General features: G+C 53.1%; 20 protein-coding genes. 19 read left to right on the plus strand and 1 reads right to left on the minus strand.

Annotated elements, in window-relative coordinates:
• Window positions 1-14: 14 nt before the first annotated feature.
• Window positions 15-809, minus strand: coding sequence for a type I methionyl aminopeptidase (map, locus tag DD586_RS04650; RefSeq protein ID WP_012883659.1), 795 nt, complete (start codon window positions 807-809; stop codon window positions 15-17).
• A 366-nt stretch (window positions 810-1,175) separates the two neighbouring features.
• Here map and rpsB point away from each other — a divergent pair, with 366 nt between their 5' ends.
• From rpsB to tilS, 19 genes are all read left to right on the plus strand, one after another.
• Window positions 1,176-1,901, plus strand: a complete 726-nt coding sequence (gene rpsB, locus DD586_RS04655) for a 30S ribosomal protein S2 (RefSeq protein WP_012883660.1) — start codon at window positions 1,176-1,178, stop codon at window positions 1,899-1,901.
• Between the two features lie 125 nt (window positions 1,902-2,026).
• On the plus strand, window positions 2,027-2,884 hold the full coding sequence (gene tsf / locus DD586_RS04660) for a translation elongation factor Ts (protein WP_012883661.1): 858 nt from the start codon (window positions 2,027-2,029) through the stop codon (window positions 2,882-2,884).
• 170 nt (window positions 2,885-3,054) lie between these two features.
• On the plus strand, window positions 3,055-3,786 hold the full coding sequence (pyrH, locus tag DD586_RS04665; protein ID WP_012883662.1) for a UMP kinase: 732 nt from the start codon (window positions 3,055-3,057) through the stop codon (window positions 3,784-3,786).
• Window positions 3,787-3,927: 141 nt separating this feature from the next.
• The gene (gene frr, locus DD586_RS04670; protein ID WP_012883663.1) at window positions 3,928-4,485 is read left to right on the plus strand and encodes a ribosome recycling factor; all 558 of its coding nucleotides are present in this window, start codon (window positions 3,928-3,930) and stop codon (window positions 4,483-4,485) included.
• A 201-nt stretch (window positions 4,486-4,686) separates the two neighbouring features.
• On the plus strand, window positions 4,687-5,880 hold the full coding sequence (gene ispC / locus DD586_RS04675; RefSeq protein WP_012883664.1) for a 1-deoxy-D-xylulose-5-phosphate reductoisomerase: 1,194 nt from the start codon (window positions 4,687-4,689) through the stop codon (window positions 5,878-5,880).
• A gap of 181 nt (window positions 5,881-6,061) precedes the next feature.
• Complete coding sequence (ispU, locus tag DD586_RS04680; RefSeq protein WP_012883665.1) at window positions 6,062-6,823, plus strand: (2E,6E)-farnesyl-diphosphate-specific ditrans,polycis-undecaprenyl-diphosphate synthase; 762 nt, start codon at window positions 6,062-6,064, stop codon at window positions 6,821-6,823.
• A gap of 9 nt (window positions 6,824-6,832) precedes the next feature.
• Window positions 6,833-7,690 (plus strand): phosphatidate cytidylyltransferase, encoded by an 858-nt coding sequence (gene cdsA / locus DD586_RS04685; protein ID WP_012883666.1) that lies wholly within the window; start codon window positions 6,833-6,835, stop codon window positions 7,688-7,690.
• 21 nt (window positions 7,691-7,711) lie between these two features.
• A complete protein-coding gene (gene rseP, locus DD586_RS04690; protein WP_012883667.1) occupies window positions 7,712-9,067 on the plus strand; it encodes a sigma E protease regulator RseP in 1,356 nt (451 codons plus the stop codon).
• Between the two features lie 34 nt (window positions 9,068-9,101).
• Window positions 9,102-11,519 carry an outer membrane protein assembly factor BamA gene (bamA, locus tag DD586_RS04695; RefSeq protein ID WP_012883668.1) on the plus strand — a complete coding sequence of 806 codons (2,418 nt, stop codon included), beginning with the start codon at window positions 9,102-9,104 and terminating at the stop codon, window positions 11,517-11,519.
• A 137-nt stretch (window positions 11,520-11,656) separates the two neighbouring features.
• A complete protein-coding gene (skp, locus tag DD586_RS04700; protein WP_012883669.1) occupies window positions 11,657-12,154 on the plus strand; it encodes a molecular chaperone Skp in 498 nt (165 codons plus the stop codon).
• Between the two features lie 3 nt (window positions 12,155-12,157).
• A complete protein-coding gene (gene lpxD / locus DD586_RS04705; protein WP_012883670.1) occupies window positions 12,158-13,183 on the plus strand; it encodes a UDP-3-O-(3-hydroxymyristoyl)glucosamine N-acyltransferase in 1,026 nt (341 codons plus the stop codon).
• A 151-nt stretch (window positions 13,184-13,334) separates the two neighbouring features.
• Window positions 13,335-13,790, plus strand: coding sequence for a 3-hydroxyacyl-ACP dehydratase FabZ (gene fabZ, locus DD586_RS04710; RefSeq protein ID WP_012883671.1), 456 nt, complete (start codon window positions 13,335-13,337; stop codon window positions 13,788-13,790).
• A 3-nt stretch (window positions 13,791-13,793) separates the two neighbouring features.
• The gene (gene lpxA, locus DD586_RS04715) at window positions 13,794-14,582 is read left to right on the plus strand and encodes an acyl-ACP--UDP-N-acetylglucosamine O-acyltransferase (protein ID WP_012883672.1); all 789 of its coding nucleotides are present in this window, start codon (window positions 13,794-13,796) and stop codon (window positions 14,580-14,582) included.
• A gap of 3 nt (window positions 14,583-14,585) precedes the next feature.
• Window positions 14,586-15,734, plus strand: a complete 1,149-nt coding sequence (lpxB, locus tag DD586_RS04720; protein WP_012883673.1) for a lipid-A-disaccharide synthase — start codon at window positions 14,586-14,588, stop codon at window positions 15,732-15,734.
• A complete protein-coding gene (gene rnhB, locus DD586_RS04725) occupies window positions 15,731-16,327 on the plus strand; it encodes a ribonuclease HII (RefSeq protein ID WP_012883674.1) in 597 nt (198 codons plus the stop codon). Before lpxB ends, rnhB begins: the two co-directional genes overlap by 4 nt.
• Window positions 16,328-16,424: 97 nt before the next feature.
• Window positions 16,425-19,907 (plus strand): DNA polymerase III subunit alpha, encoded by a 3,483-nt coding sequence (gene dnaE / locus DD586_RS04730; protein ID WP_012883675.1) that lies wholly within the window; start codon window positions 16,425-16,427, stop codon window positions 19,905-19,907.
• 12 nt (window positions 19,908-19,919) lie between these two features.
• Window positions 19,920-20,879 carry an acetyl-CoA carboxylase carboxyl transferase subunit alpha gene (gene accA, locus DD586_RS04735; protein ID WP_012883676.1) on the plus strand — a complete coding sequence of 320 codons (960 nt, stop codon included), beginning with the start codon at window positions 19,920-19,922 and terminating at the stop codon, window positions 20,877-20,879.
• Between the two features lie 212 nt (window positions 20,880-21,091).
• On the plus strand, window positions 21,092-21,481 hold the full coding sequence (locus DD586_RS04740) for a VOC family protein (protein WP_012883677.1): 390 nt from the start codon (window positions 21,092-21,094) through the stop codon (window positions 21,479-21,481).
• The gene (tilS, locus tag DD586_RS04745) at window positions 21,471-22,817 is read left to right on the plus strand and encodes a tRNA lysidine(34) synthetase TilS (protein ID WP_012883678.1); all 1,347 of its coding nucleotides are present in this window, start codon (window positions 21,471-21,473) and stop codon (window positions 22,815-22,817) included. The genes DD586_RS04740 and tilS overlap by 11 nt, the downstream gene beginning before the upstream one ends.
• The last annotated feature ends 7 nt before the right edge of the window (window positions 22,818-22,824 follow it).

The following is a 22,824-nucleotide window of genomic DNA, read 5'->3' on the forward strand; positions in this document are numbered from 1 at the left end:
CGGCTTATGCTCAATTATTCCTGATGCGTGATGATGTTGGGGATGGTGTCATCCTTACGCAACGTCATTATTTCGCAGCCGTTTTCAGTCACCACAATAGTATGCTCGTATTGCGCCGACAAGCTACGATCCTTGGTTTTTACCGTCCAGCCGTCTTTCATGGTACGAATGCGGTAATCACCGGCGTTAACCATAGGCTCTACGGTAAACACCATACCCGGTTGTAACACGACGCCGCCGTCGTCGGCATCGTAGTGCAGTACCTGCGGTTCTTCATGGAAACCGCGGCCAATACCATGACCACAGTACTCGCGCACCACAGAGAAATCCTGCGCTTCAACGTATTTCTGGATTTCGCGGCCCAGAGTACGCAACCGGATACCCGGCTTTACCATCCGCAGCGCCAGATACAGGCTCTCCTGCGTCACTTTGCACAGGCGTTCCCCCAAAATCGTCGGTTTGCCGACGATGAACATTTTGGACGTATCGCCGTGAAAATCGTCTTTGATCACCGTAACGTCAATGTTGACGATGTCGCCGTCCTTGAGGATTTTGTCATCGCTTGGAATACCATGACACACCACTTCATTGACGGAAATGCAGACAGACTTAGGAAAGCCGTGATAGCCGAGGCAGGCGGAAATCGCATTTTGCTTGTTGGTGATGTGGTCATGGCAAATGCGGTCCAGTTCACCGGTGCTCACGCCGGGGACCACGTACGGCTCGATGATTTCCAGTACTTCTGCCGCCAGACGGCCGGCCACGCGCATTTTTTCGATGTCTTCAGAGGTTTTTATTGATATTGCCATTGCATTCAGTCCGCAGGTATCGTCGTTTCGACGAAAGAGGGTCAGTAAATAGTGATTTATGGTATCAGCCCAGCCTGACACTGCCAAATCATCATTCCTTCATGGGACTGTCATCGCAGGCAGGATCTACAGCGGTAGAATGCAACAAAAGTTGGTGTCCGGGGGCGGTTTATGGTATAAAGCGCGCCGGTGTTCCGGCTGGAATTTCAGATGACTGAGTTCCTGTCGGTTCAAACTGAACTCACTATGTGTATAACACACACGTGTCGACACATTCGCCGGGGTGCCTGTAATGGTTTTTCCATTCTGGTCGGTGTAATGGGACACGTGGAGGCATAACCCCATACTTAATCTATAGAGGTAATCATGGCAACTGTTTCCATGCGCGACATGCTCAAGGCTGGCGTACACTTTGGTCACCAGAAACGTTACTGGAACCCGAAAATGAAGCCGTTCATCTTCGGTGCTCGTAACAAAGTTCACATCATCAACCTTGAGAAAACAGTACCGATGTTCAACGAAGCCCTGGCTGAGCTGAACAAAATTTCTTCCCGTAAAGGCAAGATTCTGTTTGTTGGTACTAAGCGCGCAGCAAGCGAAGCGGTAAAAGAAGCTGCTAACAACTGCGACCAGTTCTTTGTGAACCATCGCTGGTTGGGCGGTATGCTGACTAACTGGAAAACCGTTCGTCAGTCCATCAAGCGTTTGAAAGATCTGGAAACTCAGGCTCAGGACGGCACGTTCGACAAGCTGACCAAAAAAGAAGCTCTGCTGCGCACCCGTGAACTGGACAAGCTGGAAAACAGCCTGGGCGGTATCAAAGACATGGGCGGTCTGCCTGACGCGCTGTTCGTTATCGACGCCGATCACGAACACATTGCTATCAAAGAAGCAAACAACCTGGGTATCCCGGTATTTGCAATTGTTGATACCAACTCCGATCCGGATGGCGTTGATTACATCATCCCTGGTAACGACGACGCCATTCGTGCAGTAAGCCTGTACCTGAATGCTGTTGCTGCTGCTGTCCGTGAAGGCCGTTCTCAGGATCTGGCTGCTCAGGCAGAAGAGAGCTTCGTCGAAGCTGAATAATAAGGCCAGCTCTGTTGAGCCCTTATTAACCAGGTATTGACATATGTTGGTTAGGGGGCCTTGTCAGGCCCCCTTTTTACTTATCTCTTACTTATCTCCGCCACGAGATAACCGAGGAAAAGATAATGGCTGAAATTACCGCTGCCCTGGTAAAAGAACTGCGCGAACGTACCGGCGCAGGCATGATGGAATGTAAAAAAGCTCTGGTTGAAGCCAACGGCGACATCGAGCTTGCAATCGACAACATGCGTAAATCTGGCCAGGCTAAAGCTGCGAAAAAAGCGGGTCGTGTTGCCGCTGAAGGTGTGATCCTGACCAAAATTGCCGCTGATGGCAAATACGGCATCATCGTTGAGCTGAACTGCGAAACTGACTTCGTAGCAAAAGACGCTGGCTTCAAAGCGTTTGGCGAAGAAGTGGCTACCGCTGCACTGAACGAACGCATCACTGACGTTGACGTTCTGAAAGCGAAATTCGAAGAACAGCGTACTGCGCTGGTCGCGAAAATCGGCGAAAACATCAACATCCGTCGTATCGCTGTGATGACTGGCGACGCGCTGGGTTCTTACATGCACGGTGCTCGCATCGGCGTTATGGTTGCTGCTACCGGTGCTGAAGAAGAGCTGATCAAGCACATCGCTATGCACATCGCTGCCAGCAAACCGGAATACGTCAACGCTGAAGACGTACCGGCTGACGTGGTTGCCCGCGAGCATCAGATCCAGTTGGATATCGCCATGCAGTCCGGCAAGCCGCGCGAAATCGCTGAGAAAATGGTTGAAGGCCGTATGCGTAAATTCACCGGCGAGATCTCTCTGACCGGTCAAAACTTCGTGATGGACCCGAACAAAACCGTTGGCCAACTGCTGAAAGAGCACAACGCTTCTGTGAGCAGCTTCATCCGCTACGAAGTGGGTGAAGGTATCGAGAAAGCTGAAGTTGACTTTGCTGCTGAAGTCGCAGCAATGAGCAAACAGTCTTAATAAAAAGGGAGCCGCCAGTTGGCGGTTCCTTTTTATCCAGCCAAGCTATTCGCGATACCCGTAATTCGTGATACAAGCAATTTCATGGCATCTGGCCCCTTATCAATGGTGCGCCGGGTGTGGCAGTAATAACCCCCAGTACGATGACAGCCTGTTAGGACAAGAACACCATGGCAACCAACGCAAAACCCGTATATCAACGAATCCTGCTGAAGCTGAGTGGCGAAGCGCTGCAGGGAGCTGAAGGTTTCGGTATCGATGCGAGCATTCTCGATCGCATGGCCCAGGAAATAAAAGAGTTGGTTGAATTGGGCATTCAGGTCGGCGTAGTCATCGGTGGCGGTAACCTGTTCCGCGGCGCGGGTTTGGCCAAAGCAGGCATGAACCGCGTGGTGGGCGATCATATGGGGATGTTGGCAACCGTGATGAACGGTTTGGCGATGCGTGATTCGCTGCATCGTGCTTATGTCAACGCCCGTCTGATGTCGGCCATTCCGCTTAATGGCGTGTGCGACAATTACAGCTGGGCTGAAGCTATCAGCCTGCTGCGTAACAACCGTGTGGTGATTTTTTCTGCCGGTACTGGCAATCCCTTCTTTACCACTGACTCTGCTGCTTGCCTGCGTGGCATTGAAATCGAAGCCGACGTGGTATTGAAAGCTACCAAAGTAGATGGCGTTTTCTCAGCTGATCCGGTTAAAGATCCGAATGCAACGCTCTACGAATCACTGAATTATCAGGAAGTACTGGAGCGTGAGCTCAAAGTTATGGATCTGGCCGCCTTTACGCTGGCGCGCGACCATAATCTGCCAATCCGTGTGTTCAATATGAACAAGCCAGGGGCGCTGCGTCGTGTCGTGATGGGCGAAAAAGAAGGGACGTTGATCAGTAATAACGGCTAACGTCTAATTTAAGGTAATATCTTGTTTTGGTGACACAAGATTGCGCCTATATTGCCAGCCTGCTGCTGGCAATCGATGATTCGCTGGGTCATGCGCGCCGTGCGTGACCTGACTGGCAACCAGTTTTCAAGGGTTCACAACGTGATTAATGAAATCAGAAAAGACGCCGAAACACGCATGGATAAATGCGTAGAGGCTTTCAAGAACCAGATCAGCAAAGTGCGTACTGGCCGAGCGTCCCCTACTCTTCTGGATGGTATCCATGTGGAGTATTACGGTAGCGCAACCCCGTTACGCCAGTTAGCCAATATCGTGGTGGAAGACTCCCGTACGCTGGCTGTCACCGTATTTGACCGGACCTTGGGCCCGGCGGTGGAAAAAGCTATCATGGCATCCGACCTCGGGTTGAATCCGATGTCTGCCGGTACGGTTATCCGTGTTCCGCTGCCGCCGCTGACAGAAGAACGCCGTAAAGATCTGATCAAAGTGGTGCGTGGTGAAGCAGAGCAAGGGCGAGTGTCGGTGCGTAACGTTCGTCGCGACGCTAACGATAAGCTCAAGGCACAACTGAAAGACAAAACCATCAGCGAAGACGAAGAGCGTCGCGCTCAGGATGACGTCCAGAAACTGACTGACGGTTTTATTAAGAAGATTGACGCCGCTCTGGCGGAGAAAGAAAAAGAACTGATGGATTTTTGATTCATCAATTCGTTACAGCGCCGCTGGCAGGTGTGCAGTGTTGTCTGCTCCTTCCGCGGCGTTTTGTTTTTCAGCTTTTTTGATGCGAGATGTTTTGTGTAACGCCACGCATTTTCACACCAGCCTCATCGACAGGTCGGCGCTGACGTTACAGACTGGCACCACGCCTGTCATCAACCCCAGCTTTATCAGGTCATATTCATGAAGCAACTGACAATCCTCGGCTCCACCGGTTCTGTTGGCGTTAGTTCATTGGCCGTGGTCAGGGCCAATCCAGACAAATTTTCGATAATGGCATTGGTCGCCGGGCGTAATGTTTCCCTGATGGCGGAACAGTGCCTGGAGTTCTGCCCGGCGTATGCCTCAATGGCGGATGAAGATGCGGCACACGAACTGCGTATCCGCTTACGTGACGCGGGGAGCCGGACGGCTGTGTTATCTGGCGCGCAGTCTGCCTGCGAGCTTGCAGCGCTGGATGGGGTCGATCAGGTGATGGCGGCGATTGTCGGTGCAGCAGGGCTGTTGCCGGCACTCGCGGCAATTCGTGCGGGTAAACAGGTTCTGCTGGCGAATAAAGAATCGCTGGTGACTTGTGGTCGACTGTTCATGGACGAGGTGTCGAAGAACGGGGCGAGATTGTTGCCAGTCGATAGTGAACACAGTGCGATTTTTCAGAGTTTACCTGAGCCAATCCAGCGGCAACTGGGATATGCTTCGTTAACGCAATACGGGGTTGAGCGAGTGGTGCTGACCGGTTCGGGTGGGCCATTTCGTGAGATTCCGCTTGCTGCATTGGAGAGTGTCACCCCTGAACAGGCGTGCGCCCATCCAAACTGGTCTATGGGGCGAAAGATTTCGGTGGATTCCGCCACCATGATGAATAAGGGACTGGAATATATCGAGGCGCGATGGCTGTTTAATGCCTCGGAATCACAGATGGAAGTGGTTATCCATCCCCAATCCGTTATCCACTCTATGGTGCGCTACCGGGATGGCAGTGTGATGGCGCAATTGGGTACGCCCGATATGCGAACCCCTATAGCCTATGCGATGGCTTATCCTGATCGTGTTTTTTCCGGTGCGGCAGCACTTGATTTCAGCCGCCTGGGCGCGTTGACCTTCTCTGAGCCGGATTTTCAGCGCTACCCTTGCCTGCGCCTGGCGATTGAGGCATGTAATCAAGGGCAGGCTGCCACGACGACTCTCAATGCAGCAAATGAAATTGCGGTTGCGGCATTTTTACAATCCGGTATTCGGTTTACCGATATCGCCGCAGTCAATCAGTGCGTGATGGAACAACTGACATTACCTGAACCGCAAAGCGTTGATGATGTGTTGTCTATCGATACCTGGGCAAGACAAGCCGCAGAAAATGTATTGCGGCGTTATCAGTGACCTGACGCGGGTGTGTTTGTTCACATGCGCCTGAAATGGTATAGTCTGCGCCGCTTGATGCAGGTGGTTATTAATAAAATACCACGGTGATGAAAGCTGTGTGTTCACAGCTTTTTTTATGCTGTCAGGTTTGGCTGCGACTGGATAATCATTTTCTTGCTCGAGGAAATCAATACACGCTATGCCCGCCGAAAATCAACACGGTAATCAAAAGTTGTTACCTAACGGCCCCCGCCATGTCGCGATCATCATGGATGGCAATGGTCGTTGGGCTAAACAGAGGGGAAAGCTGCGGATCTCCGGTCATCAGGCAGGAGTGAAGTCAGTACGCCGTGCGATCAGTTATGCGGTCAGCCAGAACCTTGAAGCCTTGACGCTATACGCATTCAGCAGCGAAAACTGGAACCGCCCGGCGCAGGAAGTTTCTGCGTTGATGGAGCTGTTCGTGCGCGTATTGAATAGCGAAGTCAAAAGCCTGCACAAGCACAATGTCCGTTTGCGAGTTATCGGTGATATTAGTCGATTCAGTAGTCGATTACAGGGACTGATCCAGCGTTCCGAAGCGATGACAGAAAATAATACGGGCCTGACTCTGAATATTGCTGCGAATTATGGCGGGCGTTGGGATATTATCCACGGGGTCAGAAAAATCGCCGAGCAGGTTCAGGAAGGGTTACTGCGTCCTGATACCATTGATGAATCGACTCTGAATCGTTATATGTGCTTAAACGATCTGGCTCCGGTCGATTTGCTAATAAGAACCAGCGGAGAACATCGTATCAGCAATTTCCTGCTATGGCAGATTGCGTACGCAGAACTCTATTTTACCGATGTTCTCTGGCCGGATTTTGACGAACAAACCTTTGAAGGTGCCATTCATGCCTTTGCTCAACGTGAGCGTCGCTTTGGGGGAACTACGCCTGACGATGCAGATGCATCGTAGGGGGTATTTTTGCTGAAGTATCGCCTGATTACTGCGCTGATTCTTATTCCTTTGGTTATTGCGGCGCTTTTTTTCCTGCCGCCGTTGGTTTTTTCTTTGGTGACGCTGGCTGTGTGTATGCTGGCTGCCTGGGAATGGGGCCAACTGGCTGGTTTGGTTTCTTACTCACAGCGAATCTGGCTTTCCATTGCCTGTGGTTTCCTGCTGGCAGCGATGATGCTGACCTTACCGGATTACCACTATTCCATCACGTTTGTGCCGGTCTGCCTGTCCCTATGGATTTCTCTTGCCTGGTGGGGCGTGGCGCTATTGCTGGTGCTGTTTTATCCCTCCTCCGCTGCAATGTGGCGACATTCCCGTGCGCTGCGTCTGTGCTTTGGCCTGCTGACTATCGTGCCGTTTTTCTGGGGTATGTTGGCGCTGCGCCAGTTCGAATATGAAACCAATCCTTTTAGCGGTGCCTGGTGGTTGCTGTATGTGATGGTGTTGGTGTGGGGCGCTGACAGTGGCGCTTATCTGTTTGGCAAGCTGTTTGGTCGGCGTAAGCTGGCACCCAAAGTGTCGCCGGGGAAAACCTGGGAAGGTTTCATCGGCGGGCTGGCAACCTCTGCAATGATTGCGTTACTGTTTAGCCATTATGCGCCATTGTCTATCTCAACCTTTACCCTGTTAGTGTGTTCTATTGTCGCGACGCTGGCTTCGGTATTAGGGGATTTGACTGAAAGCATGTTCAAGCGTGAGGCCGGCATCAAGGATAGCAGTCACCTGATCCCGGGCCACGGTGGGGTACTGGATCGTATTGATAGCCTGACTGCAGCCATACCGGTATTTGCCTGTCTGATGCTGCTGCTGTTCAAGGCTGTTTAGGAATACAGGTAGAGTCGGTTTATGCTGAATATTCTCTGGAACCTGGCTGCATTTGTCGTCGCACTCGGTGTGCTTATCACCGTGCATGAGTTTGGGCATTTCTGGGTTGCCCGCCGTTGCGGCGTTCGCGTCGAACGTTTCTCCATCGGCTTCGGGAAGGCATTGTGGCGCCGTCATGATCGTCAGGGCACCGAGTATGTCATCGCGCTGATCCCTCTGGGCGGCTATGTGAAAATGCTCGATGGTCGGGTCGATGAGGTCCCTGAAGAACTTCGGCATCGGGCATTCAACCACAAAACGGTCTGGCAGCGTGCGGCTATTGTCAGTGCCGGACCCATTGCCAACTTCGTATTTGCCGTCATTGCCTACTGGCTGGTGTTTATCATTGGCGTGCCGGGTATCCGTCCGGTAGTGGGTGAGGTTTTGCCCGGATCGATTGCCGCACAGGCGCAAATTTCACCGGGAATGGAACTAAAGTCAATTGATGGCATCGAAACGCCTGACTGGGATAGCGCGCGTCTGGCCTTGATTGGCAGGATTGGCGAACCTGACGTTGTTTTCGAAACCGCACCGTTAGGTTCCACCAGTACAGAGAGCAAACGGCTTGATCTGCAACGCTGGCATTTCGATCCGGAAAGGCAGGATCCGGCGGTGTCGCTGGGGATTGTACCGAAAGGGCCTCAGGTTGAAGCGGTGTTGACTCAGGTCCAGCCCCGCTCTGCCGCTGAAAAAGCGGGTTTGCAAGTCGGGGACAGGATCGTTAAAGTCGATGGTCAATTGCTGGCTCGCTGGCAGCAGTTTGTCATTGCCGTGCGTGATAACCCTGGCAAACCGATTACGCTGGAGGTGGAAAGAGGCGGAGATACGCTGTCCTTTACGCTAACACCTGACAGTAAAACGGTGGGAAAAGGGCGGCTGGAAGGGTTTGCTGGCGTGGTGCCGAAAGTAACCCCTTTGCCTGATGAGTACAAAACCGTGCGCCAGTATGGGCCGTTCAGCGCCATCTATGAAGCTGGGAATAAAACCTGGCTGTTGATGAAACTGACAGTCAGTATGCTGGGTAAGTTGATTACCGGCGACGTGAAGCTGAATAACCTGAGCGGTCCGATTTCTATCGCACAGGGAGCAGGCATGTCAGCAGATTATGGATTGGTGTATTACCTGATGTTTTTGGCGTTGATTAGCGTCAATCTGGGGATTATCAATCTGTTCCCTCTGCCGGTACTGGATGGTGGTCATCTGCTCTTTCTGGCGATTGAAAAGCTAAAGGGTGGACCGGTTTCCGAGCGTGTGCAGGACGTCAGTTATCGCATTGGCACGGTGTTGCTGGTGATGTTAATGGGGCTTGCACTTTTCAATGATTTCTCCCGCCTGTAGGCGTGGATTAGGTTAGGAAAAACGCATAACAACGATGGCGATGAAAAAGTTGCTCATAGCGTCGCTGCTGTTTAGCAGCGCCACCGTATACGGTGCAGACGGGTTCGTAGTGAAAGATATTCATTTCGAGGGCCTGCAGCGGGTTGCCGTCGGTGCGGCATTGCTCAGCATGCCTGTTCGGGTGGGGGATACTGTCACTGACGAGGATATCGGTAACACCATTCGGGCTTTGTTTGCGACCGGGAACTTCGAGGATGTCCGTGTCCTGCGTGATGGGAATTCGCTGCTGATTCAGGTCAAAGAGCGTCCGACCATTGCCAGCCTGACCTTCTCCGGCAACAAAGCGGTGAAGGAAGAAATGCTCAAGGAGAACCTTGAGGCATCGGGTGTGCGCGTCGGTGAAGCACTGGACCGCACCACCTTGTCCAACATTGAAAAAGGGTTGGAAGATTTCTACTACAGCGTAGGTAAATATAGCGCCACGGTGAAAGCGGTAGTGACGCCGCTGCCTCGCAATCGTGTCGATCTCAAACTGGTGTTTACCGAAGGGGTATCCGCCAAAATCCAGCAAATCAATATTGTCGGTAATAAATCTTTCAGTTCCGATGAGCTGATTTCCCGTTTCCAGTTACGCGATGAAGTGCCGTGGTGGAACGTGGTGGGAGATCGCAAATACGAGAAGCAGAAACTGTCAGGCGACCTGGAAACGCTGCGCAGTTTCTATCTCGACCGCGGCTACGCGCGTTTCAATATTGATTCAACGCAGGTGAGCCTGACGCCGGATAAAAAAGGCATTTACATCACTGTCAACATTACCGAGGGCAACCAGTACAAACTCTCGGGTGTGGTAGTGCGTGGCAACCTGGTGGGACACGCCACTGAAATTGAAGATTTAACCCGCATCCAACCGGGGGAGCTGTATAACGGCACCAAAGTAACCCGGATGGAAGAGGACATCAAAAAATTGCTGGGACGTTACGGTTATGCTTATCCCCGCGTGGTGACTCAGCCGGACATCAACGATACCGACAAGACCGTACGCTTGAACATCAATGTGGATGCGGGTAACCGCTTCACAGTGCGTCGTATTCGTTTTGAAGGCAATGATGTGTCCAAAGATTCCGTACTGCGCCGTGAAATGCGCCAGATGGAAGGTGGCTGGCTTGGCAACGATCTGGTGCAACAGGGTAAAGAGCGACTGAACCGTCTTGGGTATTTTGAAAGTGTCGATACCGAGACCCAGCGCGTGCCCGGAACACCGGATCAGGTTGACGTGGTGTACAAGGTCAAGGAGCGCAATACTGGTAGCCTTAACTTCGGTGTGGGCTTCGGTACAGAAAGCGGTATCAGCTTCCAGGCCGGTGTGCAGCAGGACAACTGGCTGGGAACCGGTAACTCGGTAGGGATTAGTGGTACCCGTAACGACTACCAGACCTATGTTGAACTGTCGATGACTGACCCGTACCTCACGGTGGATGGTGTGAGTCTCGGTGGTCGTGTTTTCTACAACAACTTCAAAGCGTTGAATGCTGATCTGGCCGACTATACCAACCAAAGCTATGGTATCGGTTCAACGCTGGGCTTCCCGATCAACGAAAACAACTCGTTACGCCTGGGTCTGGACTACGTGCATAACTCGTTGTCGGATATGAAACCTCAGGTCGCAATGTGGCGCTATCTGAATAAAGCGGGCGTCGATCCTGATCCTAACTCGACGTCCAGCGCCAGCTTCAGTGCCAACGATTTCTTCCTGACGCCAGGATGGACTTACAACAACCTTGACCGTGGCTACTTCCCGACCGCAGGTAACCGTGTCAACCTGAGTACCAAGGTGACGGTGCCGGGTTCGGATAACGAGTACTATAAGATGACCTTTGATTCCGCCAGCTATTTCCCGCTGAGCGAGAGTCGCAATTGGGTGCTGATGGCGAAAACCAAAGCGGGTTATGCTGATGGTCTGAGCGGTAAAGAAGTGCCGTTCTACGATAACTTCTTTGCGGGCGGCTCCAACACAGTGCGTGGTTTCCGTTCCAACACCATCGGTCCGAAAGCGGCCTACTACACCGCTGGGTCTTGTTCATCATCAAGCGTGTCATCGTGTAGCATCGCTAACTCGACTGATGCGGTGGGTGGTAACGCGATGGCGGTGGCCAGTGCCGAGTTAATCGTTCCAACACCGTTTATTAGCGATAAGTACGCCAGCTCTGTACGTACGTCGTTCTTCGTTGATGCCGGTACTGTGTGGGATACGCACTGGGAGAATACCGCCCAGACGTTGGCGGCTGGTATACCGGATTACAGTAAGCCTGGCAACATCCGTATGTCTTCGGGTCTTGCCGTGCAGTGGGTTTCACCTCTGGGGCCATTGGTCTTCTCTTACGCTCAGCCGTTTAAGAAGTATGATGGGGATCGCTCCGAGCAGTTCCAGTTTAACATTGGTAAGACCTGGTAAACGGGCTGCGTAGGTTTGAGTTTGAAAGGAAGATGTATCGGCATCCGGTGGCGATTTGAGCATATAGCTTGACTGCCGATGCCGTGATTACGATAAGCGCGTTCAGCGCAGAAATACTTAGGGTAAGGAGTTTTAACGTGAAAAAGTGGTTGTATGCCGCAGGGTTGGGTTTAACGCTGGCTGTTTCTGCTGGTGCTCAGGCTGCTGATAAGATTGCGATTGTCAATGTTTCCAGCATCTTCCAACAGTTGCCGCAGCGTGAAGCCGTAAGCAAACAGCTGGAAAACGAGTTCAAAGGCCGTGCTGCAGAATTGCAGTCCATGGAACGCTCTCTGCAGGAAAAAATGCAGAAGCTGCAGCGTGATGGTTCTACCATGAAAGCCAGCGATCGTTCCAAAATGGAAAGCGACGTGATGGCTCAGCGTGAGCAGTTCTCCAGCAAAGCTCAGGCTTTCGATCAAGACAATCGCCGTCGTCAGATGGAAGAACGCAACAAAATCCTGAGCCGTATTCAGGACGCGGTAAAAGCGGTTGCCACCAAGCAAGGTTATGACGTGGTTATCGACGCTAACGCGGTTGCTTATGCCGACAATGCGAAAGACATTACTGCTGACGTGCTGAAACAGGTTAAATAATCCATGTTTTCAATTCGACTGGACGCCTTGGCTCAACAGTTGGATGCACAATTACACGGTGATGGCGATATCGTCATCACCGCTGTTGCTTCTATGCATTCAGCACAAGCTGGACAGATTACATTTTTATCCGATAGCCGCTATCGTGAACAACTGAGCAGCACCCAGGCTTCGGCGGTAGTACTGACGCAAGCGGATTTGCCGTTCTGCAATAATGCCGCTGCGCTTGTGGTAAAGAATCCTTATTTGGCCTATGCGCGTATGGCGCAGTTGATGGATACAACGCCGGCGCCTGCACAGGGGATCGCACCTTCAGCGGTGATTGCTCCTGATGCGCGTTTAGGAGATGGGGTTTCGATTGGGGCTAATGCAGTTATTGAATCCGGCGTTGAGCTGGGTGACGGCGTGGTGATTGGTGCCGGTTGCTTCGTCGGTAAGCATGCCCGTATTGGTGCAGGCACCCGTTTATGGGCCAATGTGGCGATTTACCATAACGTTGTATTGGGTGAGCAGTGCCTGATTCAGTCCGGTGCGGTCATCGGTTCCGACGGATTTGGGTACGCTAATGATCGTGGTAATTGGATCAAAATTCCCCAGTTGGGAACGGTCATCATCGGCGATCGTGTTGAGATCGGTGCCAGTACCACTATCGATAGAGGGGCGCTGGACGACACCATTATTGGTAACGGTGTCATCATTGATAACCAATGTCAGATTGCACACAACGTTGTGATTGGGGACAATACCGCAGTTGCTGGTGGGGTAATCATGGCGGGCAGTCTGAAGATTGGCCGGTATTGCATGATTGGCGGTGCCAGTGTGATCAATGGTCACATGGAGATTTGCGACAAGGTTACAGTCACAGGGATGGGGATGGTCATGCGGCCGATCACCGAGCCGGGCGTTTATTCATCCGGGATCCCATTACAACCGAACAAAGTCTGGCGCAAAACAGCCGCGCTGGTGATGAATATTGATGAAATGAGTAAACGACTCAAGGCTGTCGAGCGTAAGCTCGAAGACCGCTAATCGTCCGTATTCGTTCCTCTGTGTTTCGGGTGTAAGACTCACGCCGACGTGCGCAATTTTTGTTTGCGGCCTGCATGTTGTTCCTCCCTTGTTGGGGAATACGCAGGCCGTGTTGTTAACGCTATCAATTTTTATTGACAGGAAGAGTATTTTGAATACAGACACGCATACTCTGCATATCGAAGAGATTCTGGATCTACTACCACACCGCTATCCGTTCTTGCTGGTGGATCGTGTACTGGATTTTGAGAAAGGAAAATTCCTGCGAGCGGTAAAAAATGTTTCTTTTAACGAGCCGTTCTTTCAGGGGCATTTTCCTGGCAAACCGATTTTCCCCGGAGTGTTGATTCTGGAAGCTATGGCGCAGGCTACCGGTATTCTGGCGTTTAAGAGCATGGGTAAACTGGAGCCGGGTGAATTGTATTACTTTGCTGCCATAGATGAAGCACGTTTCAAACGTCCGGTTGAACCGGGCGACCAGATGATTCTGGAAGTTGAGTTCATCAAGGAGCGCCGCGGTATTGCGCGTTTCAAAGGTGTTGCTAAAGTTGATGGTGAAGTGGCTTGTGAAGCGGAAATGATGTGCGCTCGTCGTCGGGAGGGCTGATTAGTGATTGATCAAACCGCCTTTATTCACCCCAGTTCCATTGTTGAAGACGGCGCTGTTATCGGTGCCGGTGTGCATATTGGTCCATTTTGCCATATCGGTGCGCAGGTTGAGATCGGTGCAGGTACGGTACTGAAGTCCCATGTCGTTGTTAACGGCATTACCAAAATCGGTTGTGACAACGAGATTTATCAGTTTGTCACGATCGGTGAGGTTAATCAGGATCTGAAATACGCCGGTGAGCCGACCCGTGTTGAAGTGGGCGATCGTAACCGTATCCGTGAGAGTGTGACTATTCACCGTGGTACTGCGCAAGGCGGTGGGTTGACTAAAGTCGGTAACGATAACCTGCTGATGATCAATACCCATATTGCTCACGACTGTGTTGTCGGCAATCGCTGCATTCTGGCAAATAACGCTACGCTGGGTGGTCATGTCAGCGTTGATGATTTCGCGATTATCGGCGGTATGACAGCGGTGCACCAGTTCTGCGTCATCGGCGCGCACGTAATGGTGGGCGGTTGCTCTGGCGTAGCGCAGGATGTCCCTCCGTATCTGATAGCTCAAGGCAACCATGCCACGCCATTTGGTATCAATATTGAAGGGCTTAAGCGTCGTGGGTTTGAGAAAGAGACCTTGCACGCTATCCGCAATGCTTACAAGTTGATCTACCGCAGCGGTAAAACGCTGGATGAGGTAAAAGCTGACCTTGAGGCTCTGGCGGCAGAGCATCCAGCGGTACAGGCCTATCTTGATTTCTTTAGCCGCTCAACGCGTGGCATTATTCGATAAGACATGACACAACGTCCCTTGACTATCGGACTGGTCGCCGGAGAAACCTCCGGCGATATTCTTGGCGCCGGTTTGATTCGTGCGCTAAAAGCGCACATGCCTGATGCCCGCTTTGTCGGTGTGGCGGGGCCACTGATGCAGGCTGAAGGTTGCGAAGCCTGGTACGAGATGGAAGAACTGGCGGTAATGGGCGTGGTTGAAGTGCTGGAACGCCTGCCCCGCTTGCTGAAAATCCGTCGTGACCTGACGCAGCGTTTCAGCGAATTGCAACCCGATGTGTTTGTCGGTATCGATGCGCCTGATTTCAATATCACCCTGGAAGGCCGCCTCAAGCGCAATGGTATCAAAACCATCCACTATGTCAGTCCGTCGGTATGGGCGTGGCGACAAAAGCGCGTTTTCAAGATAGGTAAAGCGACGCATCTGGTGCTGGCGTTTCTGCCGTTCGAAAAAGCCTTTTATGATCGTTTCAATGTACCTTGCCGTTTTATCGGTCACACCATGGCGGATGCAATGCCATTGCGTCCAGACAAAGCGGCGGCCCGGCGTGCACTGGGATTGCCGGAGCAGGGGCGTTGTCTGGCGATATTGCCCGGCAGTCGTGGTGCCGAAGTGGACATGCTGAGTGCGGATTTCCTGAAAACGGCGCAGATGCTGCGGCAAACCTATCCGGAACTGGAGATTGTCGTACCGCTGGTTAACTCGCGCCGCCGTGAGCAGTTCGAAAAAATCAAAGTGGATGTTGCTCCTGATATGGCGGTTCGACTGCTGGATGGGCAGGCGCGTGAAGCGATGATAGCCTGTGATGCCACGCTGCTGGCGTCCGGTACGGCTGCGCTGGAGTGTATGCTGGCGAAGTGCCCGATGGTGGTCGGTTACCGCATGAAGCCCTTTACCTATTGGCTGGCGAAACGACTGGTGAAAACACCATGGGTCTCATTGCCCAATTTGCTGGCAGGACGCGAACTGGTCAGAGAATTACTGCAGGATGATTGCACTCCTGACAAACTGTCGGCAGCGTTATTGCCCTGGCTTGAAGGCGGCGATGTGGCGCAGCACTTGCAGCAGACATTCTTACATTTGCATGAGCAGATTCGATGCGACGCTGATGAACAGGCGGCGCAAGCAGTACTGGAGCTGTGGCGGTCATGAGTGAAGTTTTTGTTTATCCACCGGCACATTGTATTGCCGGTGTGGATGAAGTTGGGCGTGGTCCGCTGGTTGGGGCGGTGGTAACGGCGGCGGTGATTTTGGACCCGAGTCGCCCGATCGTTGGACTGGCAGATTCCAAAACGCTCAGCGAGAAACGTCGTCTGGCGTTATATGATGAGATTCGCGAAAAGGCGTTGGCCTGGAGTCTGGGTCGTGCCGAGCCGGAAGAGATCGACACGCTTAATATCCTGCACGCTACCATGCTGGCGATGCAGCGTGCGGTGGCTGCGTTGCCTGTTACTCCAGATTTTGTGCTGATAGACGGCAATCGTTGCCCGGCTTTGCCGATGCCGTCACAGGCGGTGGTTAAGGGCGACAGTCGGGTGGCAGAAATCAGTGCGGCCTCGATTCTGGCTAAAGTGACGCGGGATCGTGAAATGGAAGTGTTGGACCAACAATTTCCAGAGTATGGATTTGCGCAGCACAAAGGGTATCCTACGGCATATCATCTTGAAAAGCTGGCGACGCTGGGCGCCACCCTTCACCACAGGCGCAGTTTTGCCCCGGTTAAGCGGGCGCTGGGTCTGGCGTAACGCAACCGTATGTAACACAAGCGCCTGTAACGTAAACGCATAGTGTGCCTGAGAGTATGCATCAGGCGATTTACTGAAAAGATTATGGGATCCGGAAATGGCCGAACCACGTTTTGTTCACCTGCGTGTTCACAGTGACTATTCCATGATCGATGGGCTGGCGAAGACCGGCCCGTTGGTAAAAAAAGCCGCCGCGCTGGGGATGCCAGCGCTGGCTATCACCGACTTTACCAACCTGTGTGGGCTGGTGAAGTTCTATGGCGGCGCGCATAGCGCCGGTATCAAGCCGATCATCGGGGCAGATTTTTATCTGCAGAGCGAAGAGTTAGGCGACGAACTGGCGCATCTCACCGTTCTGGCAATGAATAACGAAGGTTATCAGAACCTGACGTTGCTGATTTCGCGGGCTTATCAACGCGGGTATGGTGCTGATGGCCCGACCATTGACCGGGAATGGCTGGTGGAACATCAGGCCGGGATACTGCTGTTGTCCGGTGGGCGTCATGGTGATATTGGCAAGTTTTTGTTGCGTGGTAATCAGGTGCTGGTGGAGCAGAGCGTCGCGTTTTATCAGCAACATTTTCCTCAGCGGTTTTACCTCGAACTGACGCGTACCGGCCGACCGGATGAAGAAAGCTATCTGCATGCGGCAATAAAACTGGCGACCGCGCATGGCCTGCCGGTCGTTGCGACTAACGACGTTTGCTTTATCAGCCAGGATGATTTTGAGGCACATGAAATCCGCGTAGCGATTCATGACGGCTTTACGCTGGATGACCCTAAGCGTCCCCGTAATTACAGCCCGCAGCAGTACATGCGCAGTGAAGACGAGATGTGCGAGCTGTTTGCCGACATCCCTGAAGCGCTGATTAACACGGTAGAGATCGCCAAACGCTGTAACGTGACTATTCGGCTCGGTGAATATTTCCTGCCGCAATTCCCGACCGGCGACATGTCGACCGAAGACTATCTGGTGATGTGTGCCAAAAAAGGGTTGGAAGAGCGACTGGCGTTCCTGTTCCCGGATGAAGAAGTACGGGCTCAGCGCCGCCCGGAATACGATGAACGTCTGGATATCGAACTCGGCGTTATCAACCAGATGGGGTTCCCCGGCTACTTCCTGATTGTGATGGAGTTTATCCAGTGGTCAAAGGATAACGACGTACCGGTAGGCCCGGGACGAGGCTCCGGCGCAGGCTCGTTGGTGGCGTATGCACTGAAAATAACCGACCTGGACCCGCTGGAGTTTGACCTGCTGTTCGAACGTTTCCTCAACCCGGAACGTGTGTCGATGCCTGACTTCGACGTCGACTTTTGCATGGAAAAACGCGATCTGGTGATAGACCACGTCGCGGATATGTATGGCCGTGATGCGGTGTCGCAAATCATCACCTTCGGTACCATGGCGGCTAAAGCGGTAATCCGTGATGTGGGCCGTGTGTTGGGACATCCGTATGGTTTTGTCGACAGAATTTCCAAGCTGGTGCCGCCTGACCCAGGGATGACGCTGGAGAAAGCCTTTGCGGCCGAGCCGCAATTAGGTGAGATCTACGAGGCGGATGAGGAAGTCAAAGCGCTGATCGATATGGCGCGCAAGCTGGAAGGGGTGACCCGTAACGCCGGTAAACACGCCGGGGGGGTGGTGATTTCGCCGACCAAAATCACCGATTTTGCGCCGCTTTATTGCGATCAGGAAGGCAATCACCCGGTTACCCAGTTTGATAAGAGCGACGTAGAATACGCCGGTCTGGTGAAGTTCGACTTCCTCGGCTTACGCACGTTGACCATCATTAACTGGGCGCTAGAGATGATCAACGCCCGGCGCGAAAAGCAAGGGCTGGAACCGGTCGATATCGCCGCCATTCCGCTGGACGACAAGAAAAGTTTCGATATGCTGCAGCGTTCGGAAACCACAGCGGTATTCCAGCTTGAATCGCGCGGCATGAAAGACCTGATTAAGCGCCTTAAGCCGGACTGCTTTGAAGACATGATAGCATTGGTGGCGCTGTTTCGTCCGGGGCCGCTGCAGTCGGGGATGGTGGATAACTTCATCGACCGTAAGCACGGGCGTGAAGAAATCTCCTACCCGGATATTCAGTGGCAGCATGAAACACTGAAACCCGTGCTGGAACCGACCTATGGTATCATTCTGTATCAGGAACAAGTGATGCAGATTGCCCAGGTACTGGCGGGGTATACCCTCGGTGGCGCGGATATGTTGCGCCGTGCGATGGGTAAGAAAAAGCCCGAAGAGATGGCTAAACAGCGCTCGGTATTCAAAGAGGGTGCTGAGAAGATGGGCGTCGACGGTGAACTGTCGATGAAGATCTTCGATTTGGTGGAAAAGTTCGCCGGTTACGGGTTTAACAAATCGCATTCTGCTGCTTACGCATTGGTATCGTACCAGACGCTGTGGCTAAAGGCGCACTACCCGGCAGAGTTCATGGCGGCGGTGATGACCGCTGATATGGACAACACCGATAAGATAGTCGGGCTGGTGGATGAGTGCTGGCGTATGGGATTGAAGATCCTGCCGCCAGACATCAACAGCGGGCTGTACCATTTCCACGTTAATGATGACGGCGAGATTGTCTATGGCATCGGCGCCATCAAAGGGGTGGGCGAGGGGCCGATCGAAGCAATTATCGATGCGCGCAACAATGGCGGTTATTTCCGCGATTTATTTGATCTGTGCGCCCGTACGGATATTAAGAAGCTGAACCGACGAGTATTGGAAAAGCTGATTATGTCCGGCGCGTTTGACCGTCTTGGTCCCCATCGTGCGGCGCTGATGAATTCGCTGGCAGATGCCATGAAATCCGCCGATCAGCATGCAAAGGCGGAGGCTATCGGTCAGGCGGATATGTTCGGCGTACTGGCGGAAACCCCCGAACAGGTGGAGCAATCCTACAGTACCGTGCCGCCGTGGCCAGAGCAGGTGGTGCTGGATGGTGAAAGGGAAACACTGGGGTTGTACCTGACCGGCCACCCCATCAACCAGTATCTGAAGGAAATCGAACGTTACGCCGGAGGCGTGCGTTTGAAAGACATGCATCCCACGGAGCGGGGAAAAATGACCACTGCCGTTGGGCTGGTGCTTGCCGCCCGGGTGATGGTCACCAAGCGGGGTAACCGCATTGGGGTCTGCACGCTGGATGATCGTTCCGGTCGTCTGGAAGTGATGTTGTTTACCGATGCGCTGGAAAAATATCAGCACCTGCTGGAACAGGATCGTATTTTGATAGCCAGCGGACAGGTCAGCTTTGATGACTTCAGCGGTGGACTTAAAATGACAGTCAGAGAGTTAATGGATATCAGCGAAGCGCGTGAAAAATATGCGCGTGGACTTGCTATCTCGCTGACTGACAGGCAAATTGATGACCAGTTGTTAAACCGTCTTCGTCAGTCGTTGGAACCCCATCGATCGGGGACGATTCCGGTGCATCTTTACTACCAGCGTCAGGATGCGCGCGCCCGGCTACGTTTTGGTGCCGCATGGCGTGTGACGCCTACCGACGTGTTGCTGAATGATTTACGCACCCTGGTTGGTAATGAACAGGTTGAGCTGGAATTTGACTAAAATAGGAATACTATGAGTCTGAATTTTCTTGATTTTGAGCAGCCGATTGCAGAGTTGGAAGCGAAGATTGATTCCCTGACCGCAGTCAGTCGCCAAGATGAAAAATTGGATATTAACCTGGACGAGGAAGTAAAGCGTCTGCGTGAAAAGAGCGTAGAACTGACGCGTAAAATCTTCGCCGATCTGGGTGCCTGGCAGATTGCCCAATTGGCTCGCCATCCGCAGCGTCCTTATACTCTGGACTATGTTCAGCATATTTTCTCTGACTTTGATGAGTTGGCAGGCGATCGCGCTTATGCCGATGACAAAGCGATCGTCGGCGGGATTGCCCGTCTCGACGATCGGCCAGTGATGATTATTGGTCATCAGAAAGGCCGCGAAACCAAAGAAAAAATTCGTCGCAATTTCGGTATGCCGGCTCCGGAAGGCTACCGTAAAGCACTGCGTCTGATGGAGATGGCCGAGCGCTTTAAAATGCCGATCATCACCTTTATCGACACCCCAGGCGCCTATCCGGGCGTGGGCGCGGAAGAACGCGGTCAGTCTGAAGCGATTGCCCGTAATCTGCGTGAAATGTCCGGCCTGCGTGTACCGATTGTGTGTACCGTTATCGGGGAAGGTGGCTCCGGCGGTGCACTGGCCATCGGTGTTGGCGATAAAGTGAACATGCTGCAATACAGCACCTATTCGGTGATTTCGCCGGAAGGCTGTGCCTCGATTCTGTGGAAGAGCGCCGATAAAGCGCCGCTGGCGGCAGAAGCGATGGGCATTACCGCTCCGCGCCTGAAAGAGCTGAAGCTGATTGATTCCGTTATCCCAGAACCGCTGGGCTCTGCTCATCGCGATGTGGCTGCGATGGCGGCGTCTCTGAAGTCTCAGTTACTGTCTGACTTAAAAGAACTGGATACACTGAGCGAACAGGAACTGTTGAACCGTCGTTACCAGCGTTTGATGAACTACGGCTACTGCTGATTTAGCTCACTTGACGCCAGAAAAGTCCGCGATTGGGAACGATCGCGGACTTTTTGTTATGCTGATAACGGTTTTAGGCGATGCCTGATTTCCATTACGGTGATTGCCCGGATTGCCCGGATTGCCCGGATTGCCTGATTAGACCCTTTCCCCTTGTTTCATGACATCGTATCGACAAGCGTGGTGGTACGCCTTTTCGGAGAACCAACCTTATGCTGACACTGCTGGATATTCACCATATCGCGATTATTACCTCGGATTATGAGCGCAGTAAGCGCTTTTATTGCGACGTGCTCGGTTTTACGCTGCAACAAGAAGTTTACCGGGCAGCCCGTGATTCCTGGAAAGGGGATCTGGCGCTCAATGACCGCTACCTGATCGAACTGTTTTCATTTCCCTCGCCGCCTGCACGGGTTAGCCGACCGGAAGCCTGCGGGCTGCGCCATCTGGCGTTTGCGGTTGACGATATCGAACAGGCGGTCACCGCGTTGCACACTGCAGGTGTAGACTGCGAACCGGTACGGACGGACGAGTATACCGGGCGTCGGTTTACGTTTTTCGCTGATCCTGATGGGTTACCGCTCGAATTGTATGAACGCTGAGACCGATATTTCCTCCACACTGTTGACCACCGTTGGCGAACAGCTAGCTACCGGCGGGCGTTATCTGGTGGCTTACAGCGGCGGTCTGGACTCCACCGTGTTGCTACATGTGATGACACGCCTGCGTTTACCTCGCGCCTTGTCGTTACGGGCGGTATACGTGCATCACGGTTTGAGTGTGAATGCCGATGCATGGGCCGAGCACTGTCGTACCCAGTGTATTAACTGGCAGGTGCCGTTTAATGTGCTGGCTGTGAAGGTGGATGCACGCGATGGCGGCATTGAAGCGGCGGCCCGAACGGCGCGTTATCAGGTTTTGCATCAACATCTGTGTGAGGGAGAAACGCTGCTGACGGCTCAGCATCAGGATGATCAGAGCGAGACCTTTCTGCTGGCGCTTAAACGCGGTAGCGGCCCGGCAGGATTAGCGTCGATGGCGGCAAGTGCCACCCTGAACGGTGTGACGCTGTTGCGACCGCTGTTGGGTATCAGCCGTGAGCAACTGGAAGGGTATGCCAGGGCGCACCAGTTGGTTTGGGTGGAGGACGACAGTAATGCCGATGAGCGTTACGACCGTAACTTTCTGCGTCGACAAGTGCTGCCGGCACTCAGACAGCGCTGGCCCCATTTCCCTTCAGCCGTAGCGCGCAGTGCGGCACTCTGTGCCGAGCAGGAACAATTGTTGGATGAATTGCTGGCGGAGTCGCTGGCAACGTTGCGTAATGCCGATGGCGGATTAAGTGTGGATGCGCTGATCCCCATGAGCGCGACACGACGATTTGCGTTGCTGCGTCGCTGGCTGTCAGAGCAGGGGGCGCGTATGCCATCCCGCGAGCAATTGATGCGATTATGGCATGAGGTGGCACTCAGCCGTGAGGATGCCAACCCCCAGCTACAACTCGGCTCATGGCAGGTCAGACGGTTTCGTCATTATCTTTATTGGCTGCCGACAATGCAGCCGGTAACCGGTTATGTGTTGCCGTGGCGACCGACCGTCGCGCCGTTATCTCTACCGGATGGTCTTGGGCAACTGACGCTTTCGGCACAAGGGATTCGGGTGCGGCAGCCACGTAGCGATGAAAGCGTGACAGTACGCTTTGGCTTTCAGGGTTATGTACAGATAGTCGGGCGCGAGCACGGTCGCCCGATAAAGAAGCTGTGGCAGGAGCTGGGTGTACCGCCGTGGCTGCGCGATCGTACACCGCTGATATTTTACAACGAGCAGTTGATTGCAGCGGTGGGGCGGTTTGTGACCCGTGACGGGCAGGTGATGCCGGATGACGGCAAGCCGTTTATCGATGGCGAATGGTTTATCGACTGGTGCAAGGCGGAATGAAAACGGA

It is taken from the genome of Dickeya parazeae Ech586 (assembly GCF_000025065.1).
Classification (GTDB): domain Bacteria; phylum Pseudomonadota; class Gammaproteobacteria; order Enterobacterales; family Enterobacteriaceae; genus Dickeya; species Dickeya zeae.